Source organism: Mycolicibacterium sp. MU0053, from assembly GCF_963378095.1.
GTDB lineage: Bacteria > Actinomycetota > Actinomycetes > Mycobacteriales > Mycobacteriaceae > Mycobacterium > Mycobacterium burgundiense.
In genome coordinates this window covers 3,650,249-3,667,190 of record NZ_OY726397.1, presented here as the reverse complement: position 1 = coordinate 3,667,190, position 16,942 = coordinate 3,650,249, and the positions used below count along the sequence as shown (strand labels likewise).

16 protein-coding genes are annotated in these 16,942 nt (G+C 69.1%); 7 read left to right on the top strand and 9 right to left on the bottom strand.

Annotated features, from left to right (window positions below; translation table 11 throughout):
- Positions 1-131: 131 nt before the first annotated feature.
- Positions 132-1,046 carry an alpha/beta fold hydrolase gene (locus RCP80_RS17320; RefSeq protein ID WP_308478847.1) on the top strand — a complete coding sequence of 305 codons (915 nt, stop codon included), beginning with the start codon at positions 132-134 and terminating at the stop codon, positions 1,044-1,046.
- Here RCP80_RS17320 and RCP80_RS17315 read toward each other — a convergent pair.
- Positions 1,043-2,392 carry a flavin monoamine oxidase family protein gene (locus RCP80_RS17315; protein ID WP_308478846.1) on the bottom strand — a complete coding sequence of 450 codons (1,350 nt, stop codon included), beginning with the start codon at positions 2,390-2,392 and terminating at the stop codon, positions 1,043-1,045. The two genes, RCP80_RS17320 and RCP80_RS17315, sit on opposite strands and share 4 nt — an antisense overlap.
- 52 nt (positions 2,393-2,444) lie before the next feature.
- On the opposite strand from RCP80_RS17315, the gene RCP80_RS17310 reads away from it, so the two are divergent.
- The gene (locus RCP80_RS17310) at positions 2,445-3,416 is read left to right on the top strand and encodes a TIGR03617 family F420-dependent LLM class oxidoreductase (protein ID WP_308482898.1); all 972 of its coding nucleotides are present in this window, start codon (positions 2,445-2,447) and stop codon (positions 3,414-3,416) included.
- Positions 3,417-3,420: 4 nt separating this feature from the next.
- Here RCP80_RS17310 and RCP80_RS17305 read toward each other — a convergent pair whose 3' ends face one another.
- Entirely contained in the window at positions 3,421-4,395 is a 975-nt protein-coding gene (locus RCP80_RS17305) for an NADPH:quinone oxidoreductase family protein (protein WP_308478845.1), read from the bottom strand.
- Between the two features lie 107 nt (positions 4,396-4,502).
- On the opposite strand from RCP80_RS17305, the gene RCP80_RS17300 reads away from it, so the two are divergent.
- Positions 4,503-5,363, top strand: coding sequence for a DUF559 domain-containing protein (locus RCP80_RS17300; protein WP_308478844.1), 861 nt, complete (start codon positions 4,503-4,505; stop codon positions 5,361-5,363).
- A gap of 78 nt (positions 5,364-5,441) precedes the next feature.
- On the top strand, positions 5,442-5,960 hold the full coding sequence (locus RCP80_RS17295; protein WP_308478843.1) for a hypothetical protein: 519 nt from the start codon (positions 5,442-5,444) through the stop codon (positions 5,958-5,960).
- A 3-nt stretch (positions 5,961-5,963) separates the two neighbouring features.
- Here the strand turns inward: RCP80_RS17295 and RCP80_RS17290 are convergent, their stop codons facing one another.
- Together RCP80_RS17290 and RCP80_RS17285 are read right to left on the bottom strand one after the other, a co-directional pair.
- Positions 5,964-7,079 carry an Rv3169 family protein gene (locus tag RCP80_RS17290; RefSeq protein WP_308478842.1) on the bottom strand — a complete coding sequence of 372 codons (1,116 nt, stop codon included), beginning with the start codon at positions 7,077-7,079 and terminating at the stop codon, positions 5,964-5,966.
- Positions 7,079-8,233 (bottom strand): phosphotransferase family protein, encoded by a 1,155-nt coding sequence (locus RCP80_RS17285; protein ID WP_308478841.1) that lies wholly within the window; start codon positions 8,231-8,233, stop codon positions 7,079-7,081. Before RCP80_RS17285 ends, RCP80_RS17290 begins: the two co-directional genes overlap by 1 nt.
- Positions 8,234-8,278: 45 nt before the next feature.
- Here RCP80_RS17285 and RCP80_RS17280 point away from each other — a divergent pair, with 45 nt between their 5' ends.
- The 3 genes from RCP80_RS17280 to RCP80_RS17270 are packed head-to-tail and all read left to right on the top strand — an operon-like array spanning position 8,279 to position 10,279.
- Complete coding sequence (locus RCP80_RS17280; protein WP_308478840.1) at positions 8,279-8,881, top strand: TetR/AcrR family transcriptional regulator C-terminal ligand-binding domain-containing protein; 603 nt, start codon at positions 8,279-8,281, stop codon at positions 8,879-8,881.
- Entirely contained in the window at positions 8,878-9,756 is an 879-nt protein-coding gene (locus tag RCP80_RS17275; RefSeq protein ID WP_373693368.1) for an SDR family NAD(P)-dependent oxidoreductase, read from the top strand. Before RCP80_RS17280 ends, RCP80_RS17275 begins: the two co-directional genes overlap by 4 nt.
- 28 nt (positions 9,757-9,784) lie before the next feature.
- On the top strand, positions 9,785-10,279 hold the full coding sequence (locus RCP80_RS17270) for an MBOE_33420 family protein (protein ID WP_308478838.1): 495 nt from the start codon (positions 9,785-9,787) through the stop codon (positions 10,277-10,279).
- Here the strand turns inward: RCP80_RS17270 and RCP80_RS17265 are convergent.
- The 5 genes from RCP80_RS17265 to nuoL are packed head-to-tail and all read right to left on the bottom strand — an operon-like array spanning position 10,257 to position 16,939.
- Positions 10,257-11,081: a thioesterase family protein gene (locus RCP80_RS17265; protein ID WP_308478837.1), complete on the bottom strand. Its 825-nt coding sequence runs from the start codon at positions 11,079-11,081 to the stop codon at positions 10,257-10,259. The genes RCP80_RS17270 and RCP80_RS17265 overlap by 23 nt on opposite strands.
- 34 nt (positions 11,082-11,115) lie before the next feature.
- A complete protein-coding gene (locus RCP80_RS17260) occupies positions 11,116-11,880 on the bottom strand; it encodes an enoyl-CoA hydratase (protein WP_308478836.1) in 765 nt (254 codons plus the stop codon).
- A 9-nt stretch (positions 11,881-11,889) separates the two neighbouring features.
- The gene (nuoN, locus tag RCP80_RS17255) at positions 11,890-13,479 is read right to left on the bottom strand and encodes an NADH-quinone oxidoreductase subunit NuoN (RefSeq protein ID WP_308478835.1); all 1,590 of its coding nucleotides are present in this window, start codon (positions 13,477-13,479) and stop codon (positions 11,890-11,892) included.
- Positions 13,476-15,059, bottom strand: coding sequence for an NADH-quinone oxidoreductase subunit M (locus tag RCP80_RS17250; RefSeq protein ID WP_308478834.1), 1,584 nt, complete (start codon positions 15,057-15,059; stop codon positions 13,476-13,478). Before RCP80_RS17250 ends, nuoN begins: the two co-directional genes overlap by 4 nt.
- Positions 15,056-16,939, bottom strand: coding sequence for an NADH-quinone oxidoreductase subunit L (gene nuoL / locus RCP80_RS17245; protein ID WP_308482897.1), 1,884 nt, complete (start codon positions 16,937-16,939; stop codon positions 15,056-15,058). The genes RCP80_RS17250 and nuoL overlap by 4 nt, the downstream gene beginning before the upstream one ends.
- Positions 16,940-16,942 lie beyond the last annotated feature (3 nt).

Sequence of the window (16,942 nt, the reverse complement as noted above, 5' to 3'; positions counted from 1 at the left end):
AGGCAATTTCTCGGTACGGCCGCGAGGCAGCTGGCTCGGGGTCGTATCGCGTGGTAGGTGCGCTGTCATCGGCATGACAACGGTTATGCTCATGAGATGCGGCAAAGGAGCCGCGGCGCAGGAGGTGCCCCATGAGTACGCCCACCAGAGCGAACCTGCCGGTAGGTCGGCCGGTGCTGGTCCGAGGCGCGGACGGCACCCGGCTGCACACCGAGGTGTTCGGCCGGGAAGACGGCTACCCGATTGTGCTGTCCCACGGCATCACGTGCGCAATCCGGGTCTGGCGCGAACAGATCGCCGCACTGGCCGGCGACTACCGCATCATCGCCTACGACCACCGCGGCCACGGCCGCAGCGGCGTGCCGCCACGCGGTCACTACAGCCTCAATCATCTGGCCGCCGACCTTGACGCGGTGCTCGAGACCACCCTGGCTCCCGGCGAGCGTGCGGTGCTCGCGGGGCACTCGATGGGCGGCATCGCCATCGAGGCGTGGTCGGACCGTTATCGGCACAAGGTCGCCGAGCGGGCCGACGCGGTCGCGCTGATCAACACCACCACCGGTGAATTGGTCCGTCAGGTCAGGTTCCTGGCGTTGACGCCGCGACTGGCCAATCCGCGCGCGGTGGTGGCCACCGAGGTGATCCGGCGATTCGGCGGGATCCCGGCCCTGCGCGCGGTACAGCGGCCCAGTCGCGGTGTGGTGGCCAGGCTGGCCGTCGGCCGGGACGCGCACCCGGAGATCACCGACTTCGTCTACGACCTGTTCGCCACCACGCCGCCGGCCGGCCGCGGGGGCTGCGCGCGGATGTTGATGGATTCGGTGGAAAAGCGCCACATCCCGCTGGATGGGTTGACGGTTCCGACGTTGGTGATCGGCAGCGCCCACGACCGGCTGCTGCCGATCGCCGCCCAGCGGCGCATCGCCGAGTCGGTGCCCAATCTGGTTGAGTTGGTGGAGCTTCCGGGCGGGCACTGCGCGATCTTGGAGCGGCCCGCCGAGGTCAATCACCACCTGCGGACGCTGATCGAGTCCGTCCGCGGCTAGGGGAGCGCGCGCAGGTGCCGGGCGACCTCGTCGGCCGCCCGCAGTCCCGAGCGCACCGCCCCGTCCAGGAACCCGGTCCACTCGTCTGCGGTTTCGGTGCCGGCCCAGAACAGCGGACCGACCGGGGTGCCCAACGCCTTGCCCGCCGCGATCCATGAGCCCGGTGGTACCGCCGCGGTGGGCCCTCCGGGTGCGAACGGCTCTGTGCCCCAACTGAAGTCGGCATAGTCGATGGGGTGCCGCGCCGGCTCGCCGAACAGTGCCGCGAATCCGGAGACGGCCCGCTCGCGGCGTTGGTCCGGGGCCAGCGCGTCGAATTCACGTGGATCGATGAATCCCAGCAGGATGCCCGGTCCACCCGCGCCGGGGCTGACGTCGAAGGTGATGAAGACCGGCCCGGTGTCCGACAACGCTTCTCCGGAGTGGCCGTCGGCGCGCCAGAACGGGGTGTCGTAGGCGGCGTAGGCCTTGCTGAGCCTGCCCTGCGGCCACAGCCGCGGCAGCGCGACGTTCTCCTCGGGTAACTCCGGGGTGACGGCGATGGCGCCCCGGTGCTGCGGCGGGACCGCCACGACAACAGCTTTCGCCCGGATCGTGCCGGCCTCGCAGCTCACGGTGGCGCCATCGTCGTCGTAACCGATCGCGTGCACCGGCGCCTTCAGCATCACCCGATCGCCGAGGTCCGCAGCGATCTTCTGCGCGATCTGTTGGGTGCCCGCCGGGAACCGGTCCTGTTGCGCGCCGCCGCCGACGTCGAGCATGCGATTCAGGCCCCCGGCGGCCTTGACGTAGCGCACCGCGTGCAGCATCGACACGTCCTGCGGTTCGGCGCCCCAGGTCACCCGCGCCATGATCGACATCAGGTCCACCGTGTCCGGGGATGCCCGCACCGAGTCCAGCCACTGGCGCAGCGACATCCCGTCGAGTTCGTGGGCGTCCAACGCGGTCCACGGCCGGCGCACCGGCATCCGCCGCACCAACAACGCGAACCGTAGCCGCACCCAGGCCAGGTTCACCAGCGCGCGCATTCCCAGCGCCGGGATGGTGCCGGAATAGGGGCGCACCGCGCCCCGCCAGTTGATCAGGTTCTGGCCCTCGCAGAACGTCGCCGTGGTGGCGCAGCCCAATTCGGCGGCCAACTCCAACACCGCGTCCTGGGTCGGGCCGACGAAGGTGGCGCCGAGATCGACGGGTGTGCCCGCGACCGTGCCGGTGAACGAACGCCCGCCGACCCGGTCGCGGCCCTCCAGTACCACCACGTCGTGTCCTCGACGATTCAGTTCCCGCGCGGCGGTCAACCCCGCGAAACCCGCTCCGACCACCACGACATCTGCTTGCGTACGCATGGGTCCAGTCAAGCAGGTACTAGGCTGCACGCGGAGGTGCGGAGTGAAAGTTCTGACGGCGCTGGCGGGTCCCACTGATGCGATCGAGCGCGCGCACGCGCTGCGCGAAGCGGGAGCGGCGGGGGTGTTCACCTTCGAGGGGCCTCATGACGTTTTCACGCCGCTGACGCTGGCCAGCACCGTCGGCGGCCTGGACCTCATGACGAATGTGGCAATCGCGTTTCCGCGCAACCCGATTCACCTCGCCCACCAGGCGATCGATCATCAGCTCTTGTCGCAAGGCCGGTTTGTGCTGGGGCTGGGTACCCAGATCCGCACGCAGATCGAGAAGCGTTTCGGCGCCGACTTCGATCGGCCCGTGGACCGCATGGTGGAACTCATCGCGGCGCTGCGGGCGATCTTTGCCACCTGGTCGACGGGGGAGCGGCTGAACTTCCGCGGCGAGTTCTACACGCACCGGCTGATGACCCCCACTTTCAGCCCGGGGGCCAACCCGTATGGTCCGCCGCCCATCTATGTGGGGGCGCTGGGGCCGCGGCTGACCCGGGCGACCGCCGAGCACGCCGACGGACTGTTGGTAATGCCGTTCGGAACCACGAAATTCCTGCGCGAGCACACGATGTCGGCGGTGCGGGCCGGGCTGGCCGCGTCCGGCCGCACCGAGTTCAACGTGGTGCCCGAGATCATCGTGTCCCCGGGGCTGGACGATTCGGATCACGCCGGCACCCGGCAACTGCTGGCGTTCTACGGCTCCACGCCCGCCTACCGGCCGGTGCTGGAGACGCACGGCTGGGGCGATCTGCAGACCGACCTGCACGCGCTGTCCAAGCAGGGCCGCTGGCAGGAGATGGGCTCCCTGATCGACGACGACGTGCTGCGCACCATCGCGGCGGTGGGCTCGCCGAAAGACATTGCCGCCCATATCCGTGAGCGGGCCGAGGGCATCGCCGACACCGTGTGCATGTACTCCGGCGGCCCGCTGCCGGTGCAGATCCAGGCCGAGATCATCGACGAGCTGCGCTGATCGGCTATCGGATCTGCAGCACGACCTTGCCGCGCGCGGTGCGGTTCTCCAACGACGCCATCGCGGCGCCGGCCTGCTCCATCGGATAGACCTGCGGCTGCGGGGCGGACACCGTGCCCGCGGCCAGCAGCGCTTCCAGCTGGTCCCACTGCTCGGCCAGGTAGCCGGGATGCGACAGCGCCCATGCGCCCCAGCCCACGCCGACCGCATCAACGTTGTTGAGCAGCAGTCGATTTGCCTTGATGGTCGGGATGTCGCCGCCGGTGAAGCCGATGATCAGCAGCCGGCCCGCCGGTGCCAGCGACCGCAGCGAGTCGGTGACCCGGTCGCCGCCGACGGGGTCGACGACGATGTCCACGCCGCGCCCCTCGGTCAGCTCCGCGACCGCATCCTTGAACCCGTCGGCCAGCACGACGTCGTCGGCACCGGCGGCCTTGGCCGGTTCGATCTTGTCCTCGGTGGACACCACGGCGATGGTGCGGGCCGCGCCGAGCGCCGGTGCCAGCCGCAGCGCCGAGGTGCCGATGCCACCGGCCGCGCCGTGCACCAGCACGGTCTCACCGGGCAGCAGCCGGCCGCGGGTGCGCAGCGCGAAGTGCACCGTCAAGTCGTTGAACAAGATGCCGGCGCCGGCCTCGAACGAAATGTTGTCGGGCAGCTTGAACACCCGATCGGTGCTGAGCACGACCACCTCGGCCATACCGTCGGTGATCATCGTCAGGCCCAGCACGCGGTCGCCGGCGGCCACGTGTGCCCCGGCGGGCGCGCTGCGGACCACGCCGGCCACCTCCCCGCCCGGGCTGAAGGGTAGTTCGGGTTTGTACTGATAGAGCCCGCGGCTCAACAGCGCGTCCGGGAAGGCCACCCCGGCGGCGTGGACGTCGATGACCACCGCGTCGTCGGGGGCCGCCGGCTCGGCGACATCGTTGATCTGGACCGCTTCCGGTCCATCGAGGCTGGTGATCTGGACTGCACGCATACCCGCACCCTAGCGATCTGGGCGCGGTTACCCGCGATGGGACCGGGAAAGCGCGCCGAAATCGCACGGGGTGGAACCGATTGTCGCTTGGAACGGTCCAACTAACTGTGCTGAACGAATATCTGCGATCTCAGGACGGCGTCATCACGTTGGGTCAGGCCAAGCGGTGCGGGCTCAGCGAGGACGCGGTGCATCGACGCGTGCGGACCAAGGATTGGTTGCGTTGTGCGCGCGGCGTCTACTTTGTCGACGACCGGCCCTTCACCGCGGCGGCTCGAATTCGCGTCGGCGTGTGGGCCCATGGACCCCGAGCCGTCGCCAGTGGGCTCGCCGCCGCCTGGTGGCACGGTCTGGTGACCGAGGCGCCGGAACTCGTGGAGGTGACGGTCCCGCGGAGTTCGCACGGGCGGAGCCGGCCGGGAACTCGGCTTCGGCGCCGCGATCTGCGTGCCAACGATGTCGTGGAGCGGCGGCGACTTCTGGTCACGTCGCTGCCATTGACCGTGGTCGAAGCTGTCGCACGGCGCGGCGGCGGCGCCCGCGTCATGGACACGGCGTTGCAGCGGCATACCGAGTTGCGCCAGCTGTGGCGAGCGCATCTGAACAACAAGGGCCGCTACGGCGCTCCCCGCGCGCGGCGGATGTTGCAGGCCGCGGGCAACGGGGCCCGTTCGCAGGCCGAGCGGGAATTCGTTCGCGTGGTCGACCTGGCCGGCATCACCGGGTGGATCGCCAACTATCCCGTCGGCGGTTATGTTGTCGACTTCGCGTTCCCCGAGGCCAAGGTCGCCGTGGAGATCGACGGCTGGGCATTCCACCAGGACCAAAACACCTTCCAGTCCGACCGCCGCCGGCAGAACTCCCTGGCCCTCAAAGGGTGGCAGATCCTGCGGTTCACCTGGCAGGACCTCATGGAGCGGCCCGAGCGCGTCGTCGCCGAGCTTCGCGCTGCGATTTCGGCGCGCTAACCCGCGCCCGCCGCGGGAAAACGCGCCGAAACCGCGGTGAGGGGTTAGCCTTGCGCGGTGTCGTCAGAGCTAGGACGTGTGACCCCATCCGCTGCCGCGCGCGCTGCGATCGCCGGCGCGGTCGTCGCCGTCGGTGCGCTGGCGCTGGCCGCCACCGCCGGTGCCGATCCCGTCGAGCCCGGCCCGGTACCGCCGGCCCCGGCCCCGCCGCCTGTCGGTCCGCCGCCGGTACCGGAGATGGCGAACCCCGTCTACGGGCAGGGCCAGTCCGGCGGCCAATTCGGGTACCTGATGGACGTGTTCCGCGCGGCCCGCAGCGGTGATCCCGTCGGCGCGCTCGCCGGGGCGCCGGAGGGTGCGCCGCCCCCGCCGCCGCCCGGTGCCGGGTCGCCGCCGCCGCTGCCAGAGGGGTTCACCTCGCTCAACGACCCCGCGGGTAGGCCGCCCGAACGCAACTCCGCGGAGCCGCCACAGGGTGGCCCGCCGCTGCCGGAGGGCTATTTTCCGCTGAGCGGCCCACCGCCGCCCGGCTGGTACGACGAGCCGGCCGCTCCGCCGCCCGGCTGGGACCACGTGCCGGCGCCACCCGCGCCCTGACCGTTACGGGGCGACGGTCAGCCAGTCGGCGAAGCCGGACGGGTCGTGCCGGCCCAGCGCGCCATGCTCGAACAGGCCCCATCCCTCGCTGGTGGAGCCGTCGCCGCTGTGACAGACCGCGCGCCCGACATGGTCGATGACGCCGAAGCCGGCGCGCCCGATGATCGCCGGGTCGGTCATGTCGTAGGTCAGCCGTTCGGTGAAATTCGCACCCTTCCACTGGCCGTGGATCCAGTCGGAGTCGCCGCCGTAGCCGCCGCCGACGTGGATGGGGCAGGCCAGCTTGGACTCCACCTCGAACCGCAGCGCGGACCCGTCGGCGGCGGTGGCCTCGATGACGCCGCCGGTCGGGATCCGGGTGCCCGAGGTGTAGTGGATCTTGACCCGCGGCCAGCCGAGCTGCTCGATGCGGCCGTCCTTCCAGACCCGGGTGCAATCGTTGAGCGAGCGGAACCCGCTGGGGTCCTCCTGGATGATCAGCACAATCGAGAAGTGCTCGAAGGCCATCGGCACATACAGCCACCACATACCCTCGAACGGCGGATCGGCCGGCCGGCCCGCCGGCTCGGCCTCGCCCACCGGCCGGATGCCCCAGGACCGGTCGCGGCTGCCGATCCAAACGTCGGGGTCGACGGTGATGGTCTCGCCGTCGATCTCCAAATGTCCCTGCCAGCAACCGAGTTGCGCGAAGCGTTGGGCGTCCAGGGTCACCCGGTTACCGGTACGCAGAATGTGGCGCTGCTCCTGGACGGCGTCGAACAGGCTCACCCACGACAGGTCGGCGGCAATGCCCTCGGTCTCGTCGAGGACGATGCGCAGCTTGTGCAGGGGCTCGTTGACCTCGACGCGGTAGTTGCCGACGTGCTGACGCAGCCGGTCCTGGTCGATTCCGTCCGACAGGTGCACCGCCGTCTGGGTCTGGTTGCGGGCCACGAGCAGAAACGCGTCTTTGACGCCCAGATTGGGGTAGTAGCCGATGCCGGTGACGACGAAGATATCGCCGGTGCGGTCGTGGGCGTTGAAATAGGAACGGTCGTAGAAGTTTCGGTCGCTCGAGCCGGGCCAGGCGATCGGCTGCGGCAGCTGGTGTACCGGGAATTCGTCCATGGGACCGAGCATCAGGCGTTTCCTTCCAACAGCTTTTCGAGTAGCGACCGGTGGTAGAACAGCGTCTCGATGTCGGCGGGCTTTTCCATCTCGCCGAAGTGCACCCGCCGCGCCCCGGTGCGCATGAACACGCAGCACCAGATGACCGCTGAATAGATGTAGAACCAGCGCAGGTCGCCCAGCTCGACGCCGGTCCGGTCCCGGTAGGTGGCGCGCACGTCCTCCTCGCGCAGCACGTCCGGCAGTCCGGGCAGCCCCGCGAGACCGCACAGTTCCTGAAACACCAGGTGCGCGAAGATGATCCAGGAGACATCGAGTTCGCGGGGGCCCAGCGTGGCCATCTCCCAGTCCAACACCGCAACCGGTTCGAAGTCGCGGTAGAGCACATTCCCGATCCGGGCATCGCCCCACACCAGCACCGACTCCGATGCCGCGACGTCGGTGGGGAAGTGGTCCTCGAGCCACTTCAGCGCGCGGTCCACCAGCGCCGAACGGCCGAGGTCCGGCACCGCGAACTCGTACCAGTCCTTGAGCCAGCCGAACTGCCGCCGCAACGCGGTGTCGCCGGGTCCGGCGGCATCGGCCAGGAATCCGAAGGTCTGTTCCGCGTGCGGAATTGAGTGCAGTTTGGCGATCACCTCGACGGAACGGTCCTGCAGCGCCCGCTGTTGTTCCGGGGGCGCGTCGGCGAACCAGTTGTTGCCGAAGGTGTAGGGCATCACGTCGGGCGGGACCACCCCGTCGACGTGATCCATCAGGAAGAACGGTGCGCCCAGCACCGAGCCGGTGTCCTCCAGCCAGCGCACCCGCGGGACCGGAACATCGGTCAGCTCGCCGGCCAGCCGCATCACCTCGAACTGATGGTCCAGCCGGTAAGAAGAAAATACGGGAACATCGGCCGCCGTCGGGGCCACCCGGGCCACCCACTTCTGTTCGACCGGTGTGCCGTCCTCGTCCCAGCGTCCGGTCAGGATGATCGTCTCGGAGGACATGCCGTTGGAGTCGATGCCGCTCTCCACCGTGATCTCGGGGGACAGGGCGCCGTTGGTCACCCGGGAAAGCCACTGCGACAACAGTTTCGGCAGTTCGGTGACGTCGCGGCTGGAGCGTTGCAGGCGGTCGACGTTTTCCACGGTGACGGAGTCGGTGGTCGGTTCGTTCGCCATTGGACTGTTCCTTCGCGACGCAATTACGATACTGTGAGTAGCGTTATGAAACCAGACCAGGCACCGCTTGACAAGGCCGCCGCGGCGGGCCGGCCGCGGGACCCGCGCATCGACGCGGCGATCCTGGCCGCGACGGGGGATTTGCTCGTCGAGGTCGGGTACGCCAATCTGACGATGGCCGCCATCGCGGAGCGGGCCGGCACCACCAAGACCGCGCTGTACCGCCGCTGGTCGAGCAAGGCGGAATTGGTGCACGAGGCCGCGTTTCCGGCCGCACCGACCGCGCTGGCGATGCCCGCGGGCGATATCGCCGCCGACATCCGCGCGATGATCGCCGCGGCCAAGGACGTTTTCACCAGCCCGCTGGTACGGGCCGCATTACCGGGATTGATCGCGGACATGGCTGCCGATGCCGATCTGAACGCGCGGGTGATGCGGCGTTTCATCGACGTTTTCGGAGCCGTCCGGATCCGGCTGGTCGAGGCCGAACGCCGCGGTGAAGTGCACGCCGACATCGACCCGGATCGACTGGTCGAGGTGATCGGCGGCGCGACCCTGCTGAGAATGTTGTTGGCCCCAGACATCGTGGTCGATGATGCTTGGGTCGATCAGACCACCGCGATCGTGGTGCACGGCGTGAGGAGATGAGCATGGCAAGACTGGACGGCGACGTCGCCATCGTGACGGGTGCCAGCCGCGGCCTGGGCCGCGCGGTCGCTCTGGCGTTGGCCGCCGAGGGTGCCAAGGTGGCCGTGGTCGCACGCACCGAACAGGTGTGGAACGAGCGGCTGCCCGGCACCATCGGGGAAACCGTGGCCGAGATCGAGCAGGCCGGCGGCACCGCGGTCGCCATCCGGGCGGACCTGACCGTGCGGGAAGATCTGCCGCGGATTGTCGCCGAGGCGCGAGATGCGTTGGGGCCGACGACGATTCTGGTCAACAATGCGGCTTTCACCGCGCCCGGCCGCCCACCGAAGGACGGTGCCGCCGCGCCGGCAGCCAAGCCCGACAAGCCGGCTAAACCCCTTGCGCCGGCCGCGGATTGGCCCGCCTTCGTCGGCACTCCGGTGCACGCGTTCCGGCGGCACTTCGAGATTGCCGTGTTCGCGGCCTACGAACTCATGCAGTTGGTGACCCCGGACATGATCACCGCGGGCCGCGGCGCGATCATCAACATCAGTTCGGTCGCCTCCCGCATCCCGGGTTCGGGACCCTACGAGGACTTCTCCGGTGGAATCCTGCCCGGCTACGGCGGATCCAAGGCGGCGCTGGAACACCTGACGTCCTCGGCCGCCTATGAGTTGCAGCGGCGCAACATCTCGGTCAACGCATTGTCCCCGTCGCAGGCGATGATGACGCCCGGCCTGTCCTATTACCGGGCCGACTTCGAAAACGCCGGGTCCGAGGATGACTTCGCCGAAGCGGTGGTGCGCCTCGCGCTCGTGGACCCGAACCGGGTCACCGGTCGCACCGTCGGACACCGCGACGTGCTGGACGGGACATTTGCGCCATTCGGCTCCTAGCGGCGCCGACGGTGTGCTATTCAGAGCCATGTTGCCCAGAATCGGCGCCGTGCTGGTACTGACCGTCGCGGCGGGTGCGGGCGTCCCGGCGGCGCACGCCGACCGGGCCGAGCCGGTTCCGCTGTACGGCTCCTACGACACCTACCTGGATCACTCCAGGCAGACCTTCAACGGTCGGCCGGACGTTTCCGAACCGTCCACCCAGGCCGCCAGTTTCGCCACCGAATGCGGAGCCGACGGCTGTGTTGCGCACTGGCTGTTGCTGACCGAGCTGGCGGACAACCCCGATGCACCGGTGCTGTTCGACTACCGGTGGAACGGTGACCGGTGGGAGTCCAGCGGCGAGTACCCGTTCCACTGTGACGACGGCAGCCCGGTGACCACGATGCGGTCGGACTTCCTGCGTCCCAGCGGCGCCGGAAGTTTCGCCGGGGAGCGCACTTTCACGGTCGCCGCGCCGGGGTGCCCGGGGGACGGGCCGGGTACCTACTGGCTCCCGTTCACTTTGACCCCGCGGACCTGACGAAGCTCCGCGCGCCGAAGTGCGGGTTGGCGATCGCGGTCGTCACCCCGGTACCGATGGGCCCTTGCGCGTCGAACAGGCTCGCGGTGCCGGTGGCCAGGCCCGCCGCGCTGTAGTGGGTCAGCGCGGCCATCCCGATGTAGGGTCCCTCGGGCAGCCGGCACAGCGTCAACGTGTAGTCGGCGTTGATGAATCCCAGTCCCGAGGTGGTGAATCCGGTCATCGACGCCGTGACGTCGACGGCCAGCGCGGCCTGCACGAACGGCGAGTTGGGCTCGCCGGCGATCAGTTCGCGGACCTCGCGCACCCAGGCATATCGGGGGCCGTCGTGCTGCCATTCCATGCCGCCCTTGATGCCCGGGTCCCGGCCGTAGGCCTTGACGAACATCGGGATCGCGTTGTCGAACTCGGCGGGCTCGCGCGGCAGCGGCGGCATCTCGATCGGGGTGCTCCACGCCTGCTCCCCGGGTTGTTCGCCGCGGCGTAGGCAGAGCGCGGAGGCGCGGGCCACGACCTCGCCGTGCTGGGTCATGGTCGCCGCCATGGACTGCATGCGGCCGCCGACGCGGAGCACCTCCGCGCGTACCTGCACCGGTTCGGTGGCCACCCGCCGCAGCATGTCGACCGTGAGCCGGACCGGGATCAGGTCGGCGTCGACGCGTTGGGCATCGATGCTGCGGGCCAACAGTCCACCGACCACCTGGCCGCCGAGGGTGGGACCCCACCCACCCTGGGCGATCTCGTTGGGCACGAACTGGTCTCCGTCGGCCACGAAGTAGGGGGTCAAGGTCGCCGTCTGCATGTGTGATCCTCGCTGAATGGTTCTACGGGAACACTTACGGTATCTGGCTCTTGTTGCGGGCCATCACGTCGGCCCGGCGTTGCGCCAGGCCCGCCGCATCCAGCTGCTGAGCGCCGGCGATCTGCTTTTCGGTCGCCAGGGCGGCGTCGGTGACCCCGGCCCAGCCGCGTCGGTAGATTTCCTTGAGGCCGGCCATGGTCGGTGCGGGTACCTCGGCGATCTGGGTGGCCAGATCGACGGCGTGCGGTAGCAGCCGCTCGTGTGCCACCACCTCGGTGACCAGGCCGATGCGTTCGGCACGTGCGGCGTCGACCACCTCACCGGTCATCGACAACCGCCGAGCCATGCCGGCGCCCACCCGCTGCGGCAGCCGGGCCGTCATCCCGCCGCCGGGCAGGATCCCGACCCGCGCGTGCGTATCGGCGAATACCGCACGCTCCGAGGCGATCAGGAAGTCACAGGCCAGCGCCATCTCGAGCCCGCCGGTGAACACCGGCCCGTTGACCGCCCCGATGATCGGGGTGCTCATCTCGGCCGGCTTGGTGATGCAGTTGTGGCTTTGGAACCGCGCGAAGTACGCGTCGCCCAACCGCTCGGCCTCCTTGAGGTCGACGCCGGCACAGAACGCCGGGTCGGTCCCGGTGAGGACCACCGCGCGCACCGCTGGATCGGCGTCGGCGTCGGCGAACGCGCCGTACAGCGTCTCGATCAGCAGGTGGCCCAGGGCGTTTCGCGCCTCCGGCCGGTTCATGGTGATGACGCGCACCGCGCCGTGGTCGGTGGTGGTGACGACAGACATGGTCTGACGCTAGCGCAGGAACTGCGTGGAGTTGTTGGCCAGATCCAGCAGCGGCTGCGGCAGGGCGCCCAACAGCAGCGTGATGCCCGCCGTCAGGCCCACCGTGGCCTTGCCGGTCCAGCTGGGAACCACCACGACGGGAGCATCCGGCGGCGGGTCGGTGAAGAACATCCACACGATCACCCGGATGTAGAAGTAGGCGGCGATCGCGCTCGCCACGACACCGACCACCACCAGCGGCATCGCGCCGCCCTCGCCGGCCGCCTTGAACACCGCGAACTTGCTGACGAACCCGCTGGTCAACGGGATGCCGGCGAAGGCGAGCAGAAACAGCGCGAACACCGCCCCCACCAGCGGATAGCGCCGACCCAGCCCGGCCCAGCGGGCCATCTCCGAGTCCTCGGCGCCGGTGCTGTCGCGGACCAGGCCGACGACCGCGAACGCGCCCAGGGTCGAGAACCCGTAGGCGAACAGATAGAACAGCGTGCTGGAGACCCCGCTGTCGGTGAGCGCGACGACGCCGGTGAGGATGAATCCGGCGTGGGAGACCGCCGAATACGCCAGCAGGCGTTTGACGTTCGTCTGCCGGACCGCAGCGACGGTGCCGATCACCATGGTCGCGATGGCCACCGCCCACATCATCGGCCGCCACCCGGCCTGCAGTTCAGGCACCGCGACGTAGAACAACCGCAGCATGGCGCCGAACGCCGCCACCTTGGTCGCCGCCGCCATGAATCCGGTGATCGGGGTGGGGGCGCCCTGGTACACATCGGGAACCCAGGAGTGGAACGGCACCGCGCCCACCTTGAACAGCAGTCCGACAGCCACCAGGCCGACGCCGACCAGCGCCACCCTGGAGGATTGCCCGCCGGGTTCGGCGATGGCGTCGGCGATGCCGGTCAGGGCGAAGGTGCCGCTGTACCCGTAGAGCAGGGCCATGCCGTACAGAAAGAACGCCGACGAGAACGCGCCCAGCAGAAAGTATTTCAGCGCGGCTTCCTGCGAGAGCAACCGGCGGTGCCGCGCCAGGCCGCACACCAGATACAGCGGCAGCGACAGCACCTCCAGGGCGATGAACATCGTCAACAGGTCGTCGGCGGCGCCGAACAGCAGCATCCCGGTGACCGCGAACATCGTGAACGGGAACACCTCGGTCTGGATTATCCCGGCCCGGGTGGCCTCCTTCTCGGCCACGCTGCCGGGCACCGCCGCGGCCTGCGGGGTGAAGGCATCCAAACCGCCTGCCGGATCGTCGGATTCGGGACTCGGTGCCCGCCGTTCGGCGATCAGCAGCACGCCCAGGATCGCGATCACCAGAACGGTGACCTGCAGGAACAGCGCGGGCGCGTCGACGGCGACGGACCCCGTCACCGCCGAGGTCCCCGTTCCGTCGCCCAGGTCACGCAGCAGTATCCCCGCCGCGATCAGTGCCGCGCTCAGACCGCCGAGACTCAACAGCAGTTGGGTCCGGTAGCGGAGTCGGCGCGGCAGGAAGGCCTCGACGAGCACGCCCGCGACGGCGACGCCGATCACGATCAGCATCGGCGAAAGCTGGGCGTACTCGACGCTGGGTGCCTGCAGCGCTAACACCGTGGTCATTCCGCTGCTCCCTCTGCCACCGCGGGCGACGGGTCGGTCTGACCGATGGTGGTCAGGGTGTGCTGGATCGCCGGGTTGATCAGATCCAGCGCGGGTTTCGGATAAAAGCCGAGCACCAGCAGCAGGGCGATCAGGGGGGTGACCACCGCCAGTTCCCGGGGAATCAGATCGCGCACGTTCTCGCTGCCGGCGGTGACGGGCCCGGTCATCATCCGCTGATACATCCACAGCACATAGATCGCCGAGAGCACCAGCGCCGCGGAGGCGAGCACCGCCAACACCGGGTAGCGGGTGAAGGTTCCGATGAGCACCAGGAATTCGCTGATGAAGGGGGCCAGCCCGGGCAATGACAGGGTGGCCAGTCCCGCGACCAGGAAGGTGCCGGCCAGCACCGGCGCCACCGTCTGCACGCCGCCGTAATCGGCGATGACGCGAGAACCCCTGCGCGACACCAGGAAACCGGCGATCAGGAACAACGCCGCGGTCGACAGCCCGTGGTTGATCATGTACAGGGTCGAGCCGGACTGGGCCTGGCTGGTCATCACGAAGATGCCCAGGATGATGAACCCGAAGTGCGAGATCGAGGTGTAGGCGATGAGCCGCATGAAATCGGTCTGCCCGAACGCCAGGATGGCGCCGTAGATGATGCTGATGACCGCCAGCACCATGATGGCCGGGGCGAACAGCGTGGCCGAATCGGGGAACAGCGGCAGGCAGTACCGCAGCATCCCGAAGGTCCCGACCTTGTCGACGACGGCCATCATCAGCACCGCGGTGGCGGGTTTGGATTCCACCGCGGCATCCGGCAGCCAACGGTGGAACGGCCACAGCGGGGCCTTGATCGCGAACGCGAGCATGAACCCGAGGAACAGCGCGTGCATCACCGCGGGGTTGACGTCGAGTTCACCGTTTGCGACCGCGGCCACGATCGCGCGGAAGTCGAAGGTGCCGCCGTCGAACGCGTCGCTGCCGGCGGTCACGACGTACAGGCCGATGATCGCGGCCAGCATGATCAAGCCGCCGAACAGGTTGTACAGCAGGAACTTCACCGCCGCCCGGGACCGCCCGGCCCGGTGCGCGCCGAAGCCGCCGATCAGGAAGTACAGCGGGATCAGCATGGCCTCGAAGAACACGTAGAACAGCAACACGTCGAGGGCGAGCAGGGCGATCAGCACCATCCCCTCGACGGCCAGTGTCAGCGCGACGTAGGCGTGCGGGGCCCGGCCGGACAGCAGTTGCTTCTCGCCGGGAGTGTCGTCGGCGTCGGTCCAGCCGGCCAACAACAGCAGCGGCACCAGCACCGCCGTCAAAACCACCAGCACCAACGCGATTCCGTCCAGGCCCAGGATGTAGCCGGTGCCGAAGGACGGAATCCACGCCATATCCTCGACGAACTGATACTGCGCGCCGGCGGGGTCGAACTGCACGGCCAGCATGAGCGCGATCGCCAGCACGGCCAGCGACACCGCGACGCCGGCGACCTTCGCGAAACGTTGGAGTGCCGCGGGCAGCAGGATGATGACGGCCGCCCCGAGCAGCGGGAGGGCCCAGAGCACCGTCAGGATCGGGAAGTCGTTCACCGCCACACTCCCGTCAGCAGGACGGCCGCCACCATCAGGGTGGCCCCGGCGAGGATGGTCAGGGCATACGAGCGGGCGAAGCCGGTCTGCACTCGGCGCAGCGCGTCGGAACTGCGGCTGACCATCGTCGCCAGGCCGCTGCCGACACCGTCGATGACCACCTCGTCGACCCGCACCAGGTCGCGGGTGAGCAGCTGGCCGGGCCGCATGAACACGCCCTCGTTGAACGCATCGCCGTAGAGATCGCGGCGCGCCGCGCGGGTCAGCGCCGAGACGTCGGCGGGGGCGGTCTCCGGAACCGCGCGCCGGCCATAGGCCCGGTAGGCGACGAGGACGCCGACGGCGACCACCGACAGCGTGATCGTCGACATCACCCACACCGGAACGACATGGTGGGCGTGGATTCCGGTCGGGTTGACCACGGGCTCGAGCCAGTGCACGAGTCGGCCGCCGAGAGCCAGCAGAGCCCCGGCGCTGACCGAACCGAATGCCAACACCACCATGGGCAGCGTCATGCTCGGCGGCGATTCGTGCGGGTGGGTATCGGGTGCCCACCGGCGCCGGCCGAAGAACGTCAACAGCATCACCCGGGTCATGTAGAACGCGGTGATCCCGGCGCCGAGCAGGGCCGCTCCGCCGAGCAGCCAGCCGCGTAGACCGCCTGCCGCGAACGCGGTTTCGATGATCGCGTCCTTGGAGAAGAAGCCGGCGAACGGGGGCACCCCGATGATCGCCAGGTAGCCCAGTCCGAAGGTGACGAACGTGATCGGCATCAGCGCGCGCAGCCCGCCGAAGCGACGGATGTCGGTCTCGTCGTTCATGCCGTGCATGACCGATCCGGCGCCGAGGAACAGGCCGGCCTTGAAGAAGCCGTGTGTCAGCAGATGCATGATGGCCACCGCGTAGCCGACCGGTCCGAGGCCGGCGGCGAGCACCATGTAACCGATCTGGCTCATGGTGGACGCCGCCAGCGCCTTCTTGATGTCGTCCTTGGCGCAGCCGATGATCGCGCCGAACAGCAACGTGACCGCGCCGACGGTCACCACCGCGGTCTGCGCGTGCGGGGCCAGGTTGAACACCGGGCCCGCGCGGACAATCAGGTACACGCCCGCGGTGACCATGGTCGCCGCGTGGATGAGCGCCGACACCGGGGTGGGGCCCTCCATCGCGTCACCGAGCCAGGACTGCAGCGGCACCTGCGCGCTCTTGGCGCACGCCGCGAGCAGCAGCAGCAGCCCGATCGCGGTCAGCGCGCCCGGGGAGGCCTCGGGGGCGGCGGTGAAAACTCCGGCGTAGGACAGGGTTCCGAAGTTGGCGAACATCACCATCATCGCGATCACCAGGCCGACGTCGCCGACCCGGTTGACCACGAACGCCTTCTTCGCCGCGGTCGCCGCGCTCGGTTTGTGCGCCCAGAATCCGATCAGCAGGTAGGACGCCAGGCCGACACCTTCCCAGCCGACGTAGAGGCCCAGAAAGTTGTCGGCCAACACCAGCAGCAGCATCGCGGCCACGAACAGGTTCAGGTAGCCGAAAAACCTTCTGCGGGCGGCGTCACCGGCCATGTAGCCGATGGAATAGAGGTGGATGAGCGCGCCGACCCCGGTGATCAGCAGCACGAAGCACACGCTCAGGGCGTCGAGTTGCAATCCGAAATCGACGCGCAGTTCCGCGACCGGCACCCAGGAGAACAGGCGCTCGCCGACCACCCGGTCCGTCGCGTCGCGTGCCAGCAGCTCGGCGAAAACCACGGCCGCCCAGGCGAACGACGCGATCACGGTGGCGCAGCCCAGCAGGTGCCCCCAGGAGTTGGTGCGTCTGCCCCCGAGCAGGAGCACCGCGGCCCCGGCGAGGGGCAGCGCGATCAGCGGCCACAGCATGGT

Coding starts and splice junctions, on each gene's coding strand:
- RCP80_RS17320 (WP_308478847.1), top strand. CDS start 132: ATGAGTACGCCCACCAGAGCGAACCTGCCGGTAGGTCGGCCGGTGCTG.
- RCP80_RS17315 (WP_308478846.1), bottom strand. CDS start 2,392: ATGCGTACGCAAGCAGATGTCGTGGTGGTCGGAGCGGGTTTCGCGGGG.
- RCP80_RS17305 (WP_308478845.1), bottom strand. CDS start 4,395: ATGCGTGCAGTCCAGATCACCAGCCTCGATGGACCGGAAGCGGTCCAG.
- RCP80_RS17290 (WP_308478842.1), bottom strand. CDS start 7,079: ATGCTCGGTCCCATGGACGAATTCCCGGTACACCAGCTGCCGCAGCCG.
- RCP80_RS17285 (WP_308478841.1), bottom strand. CDS start 8,233: ATGGCGAACGAACCGACCACCGACTCCGTCACCGTGGAAAACGTCGAC.
- RCP80_RS17280 (WP_308478840.1), top strand. CDS start 8,279: ATGAAACCAGACCAGGCACCGCTTGACAAGGCCGCCGCGGCGGGCCGG.
- RCP80_RS17275 (WP_373693368.1), top strand. CDS start 8,878: ATGAGCATGGCAAGACTGGACGGCGACGTCGCCATCGTGACGGGTGCC.
- RCP80_RS17270 (WP_308478838.1), top strand. CDS start 9,785: ATGTTGCCCAGAATCGGCGCCGTGCTGGTACTGACCGTCGCGGCGGGT.
- RCP80_RS17265 (WP_308478837.1), bottom strand. CDS start 11,081: ATGCAGACGGCGACCTTGACCCCCTACTTCGTGGCCGACGGAGACCAG.
- RCP80_RS17260 (WP_308478836.1), bottom strand. CDS start 11,880: ATGTCTGTCGTCACCACCACCGACCACGGCGCGGTGCGCGTCATCACC.
- nuoN (WP_308478835.1), bottom strand. CDS start 13,479: ATGACCACGGTGTTAGCGCTGCAGGCACCCAGCGTCGAGTACGCCCAG.
- nuoL (WP_308482897.1), bottom strand. CDS start 16,939: ATGCTGTGGCCGCTGATCGCGCTGCCCCTCGCCGGGGCCGCGGTGCTC.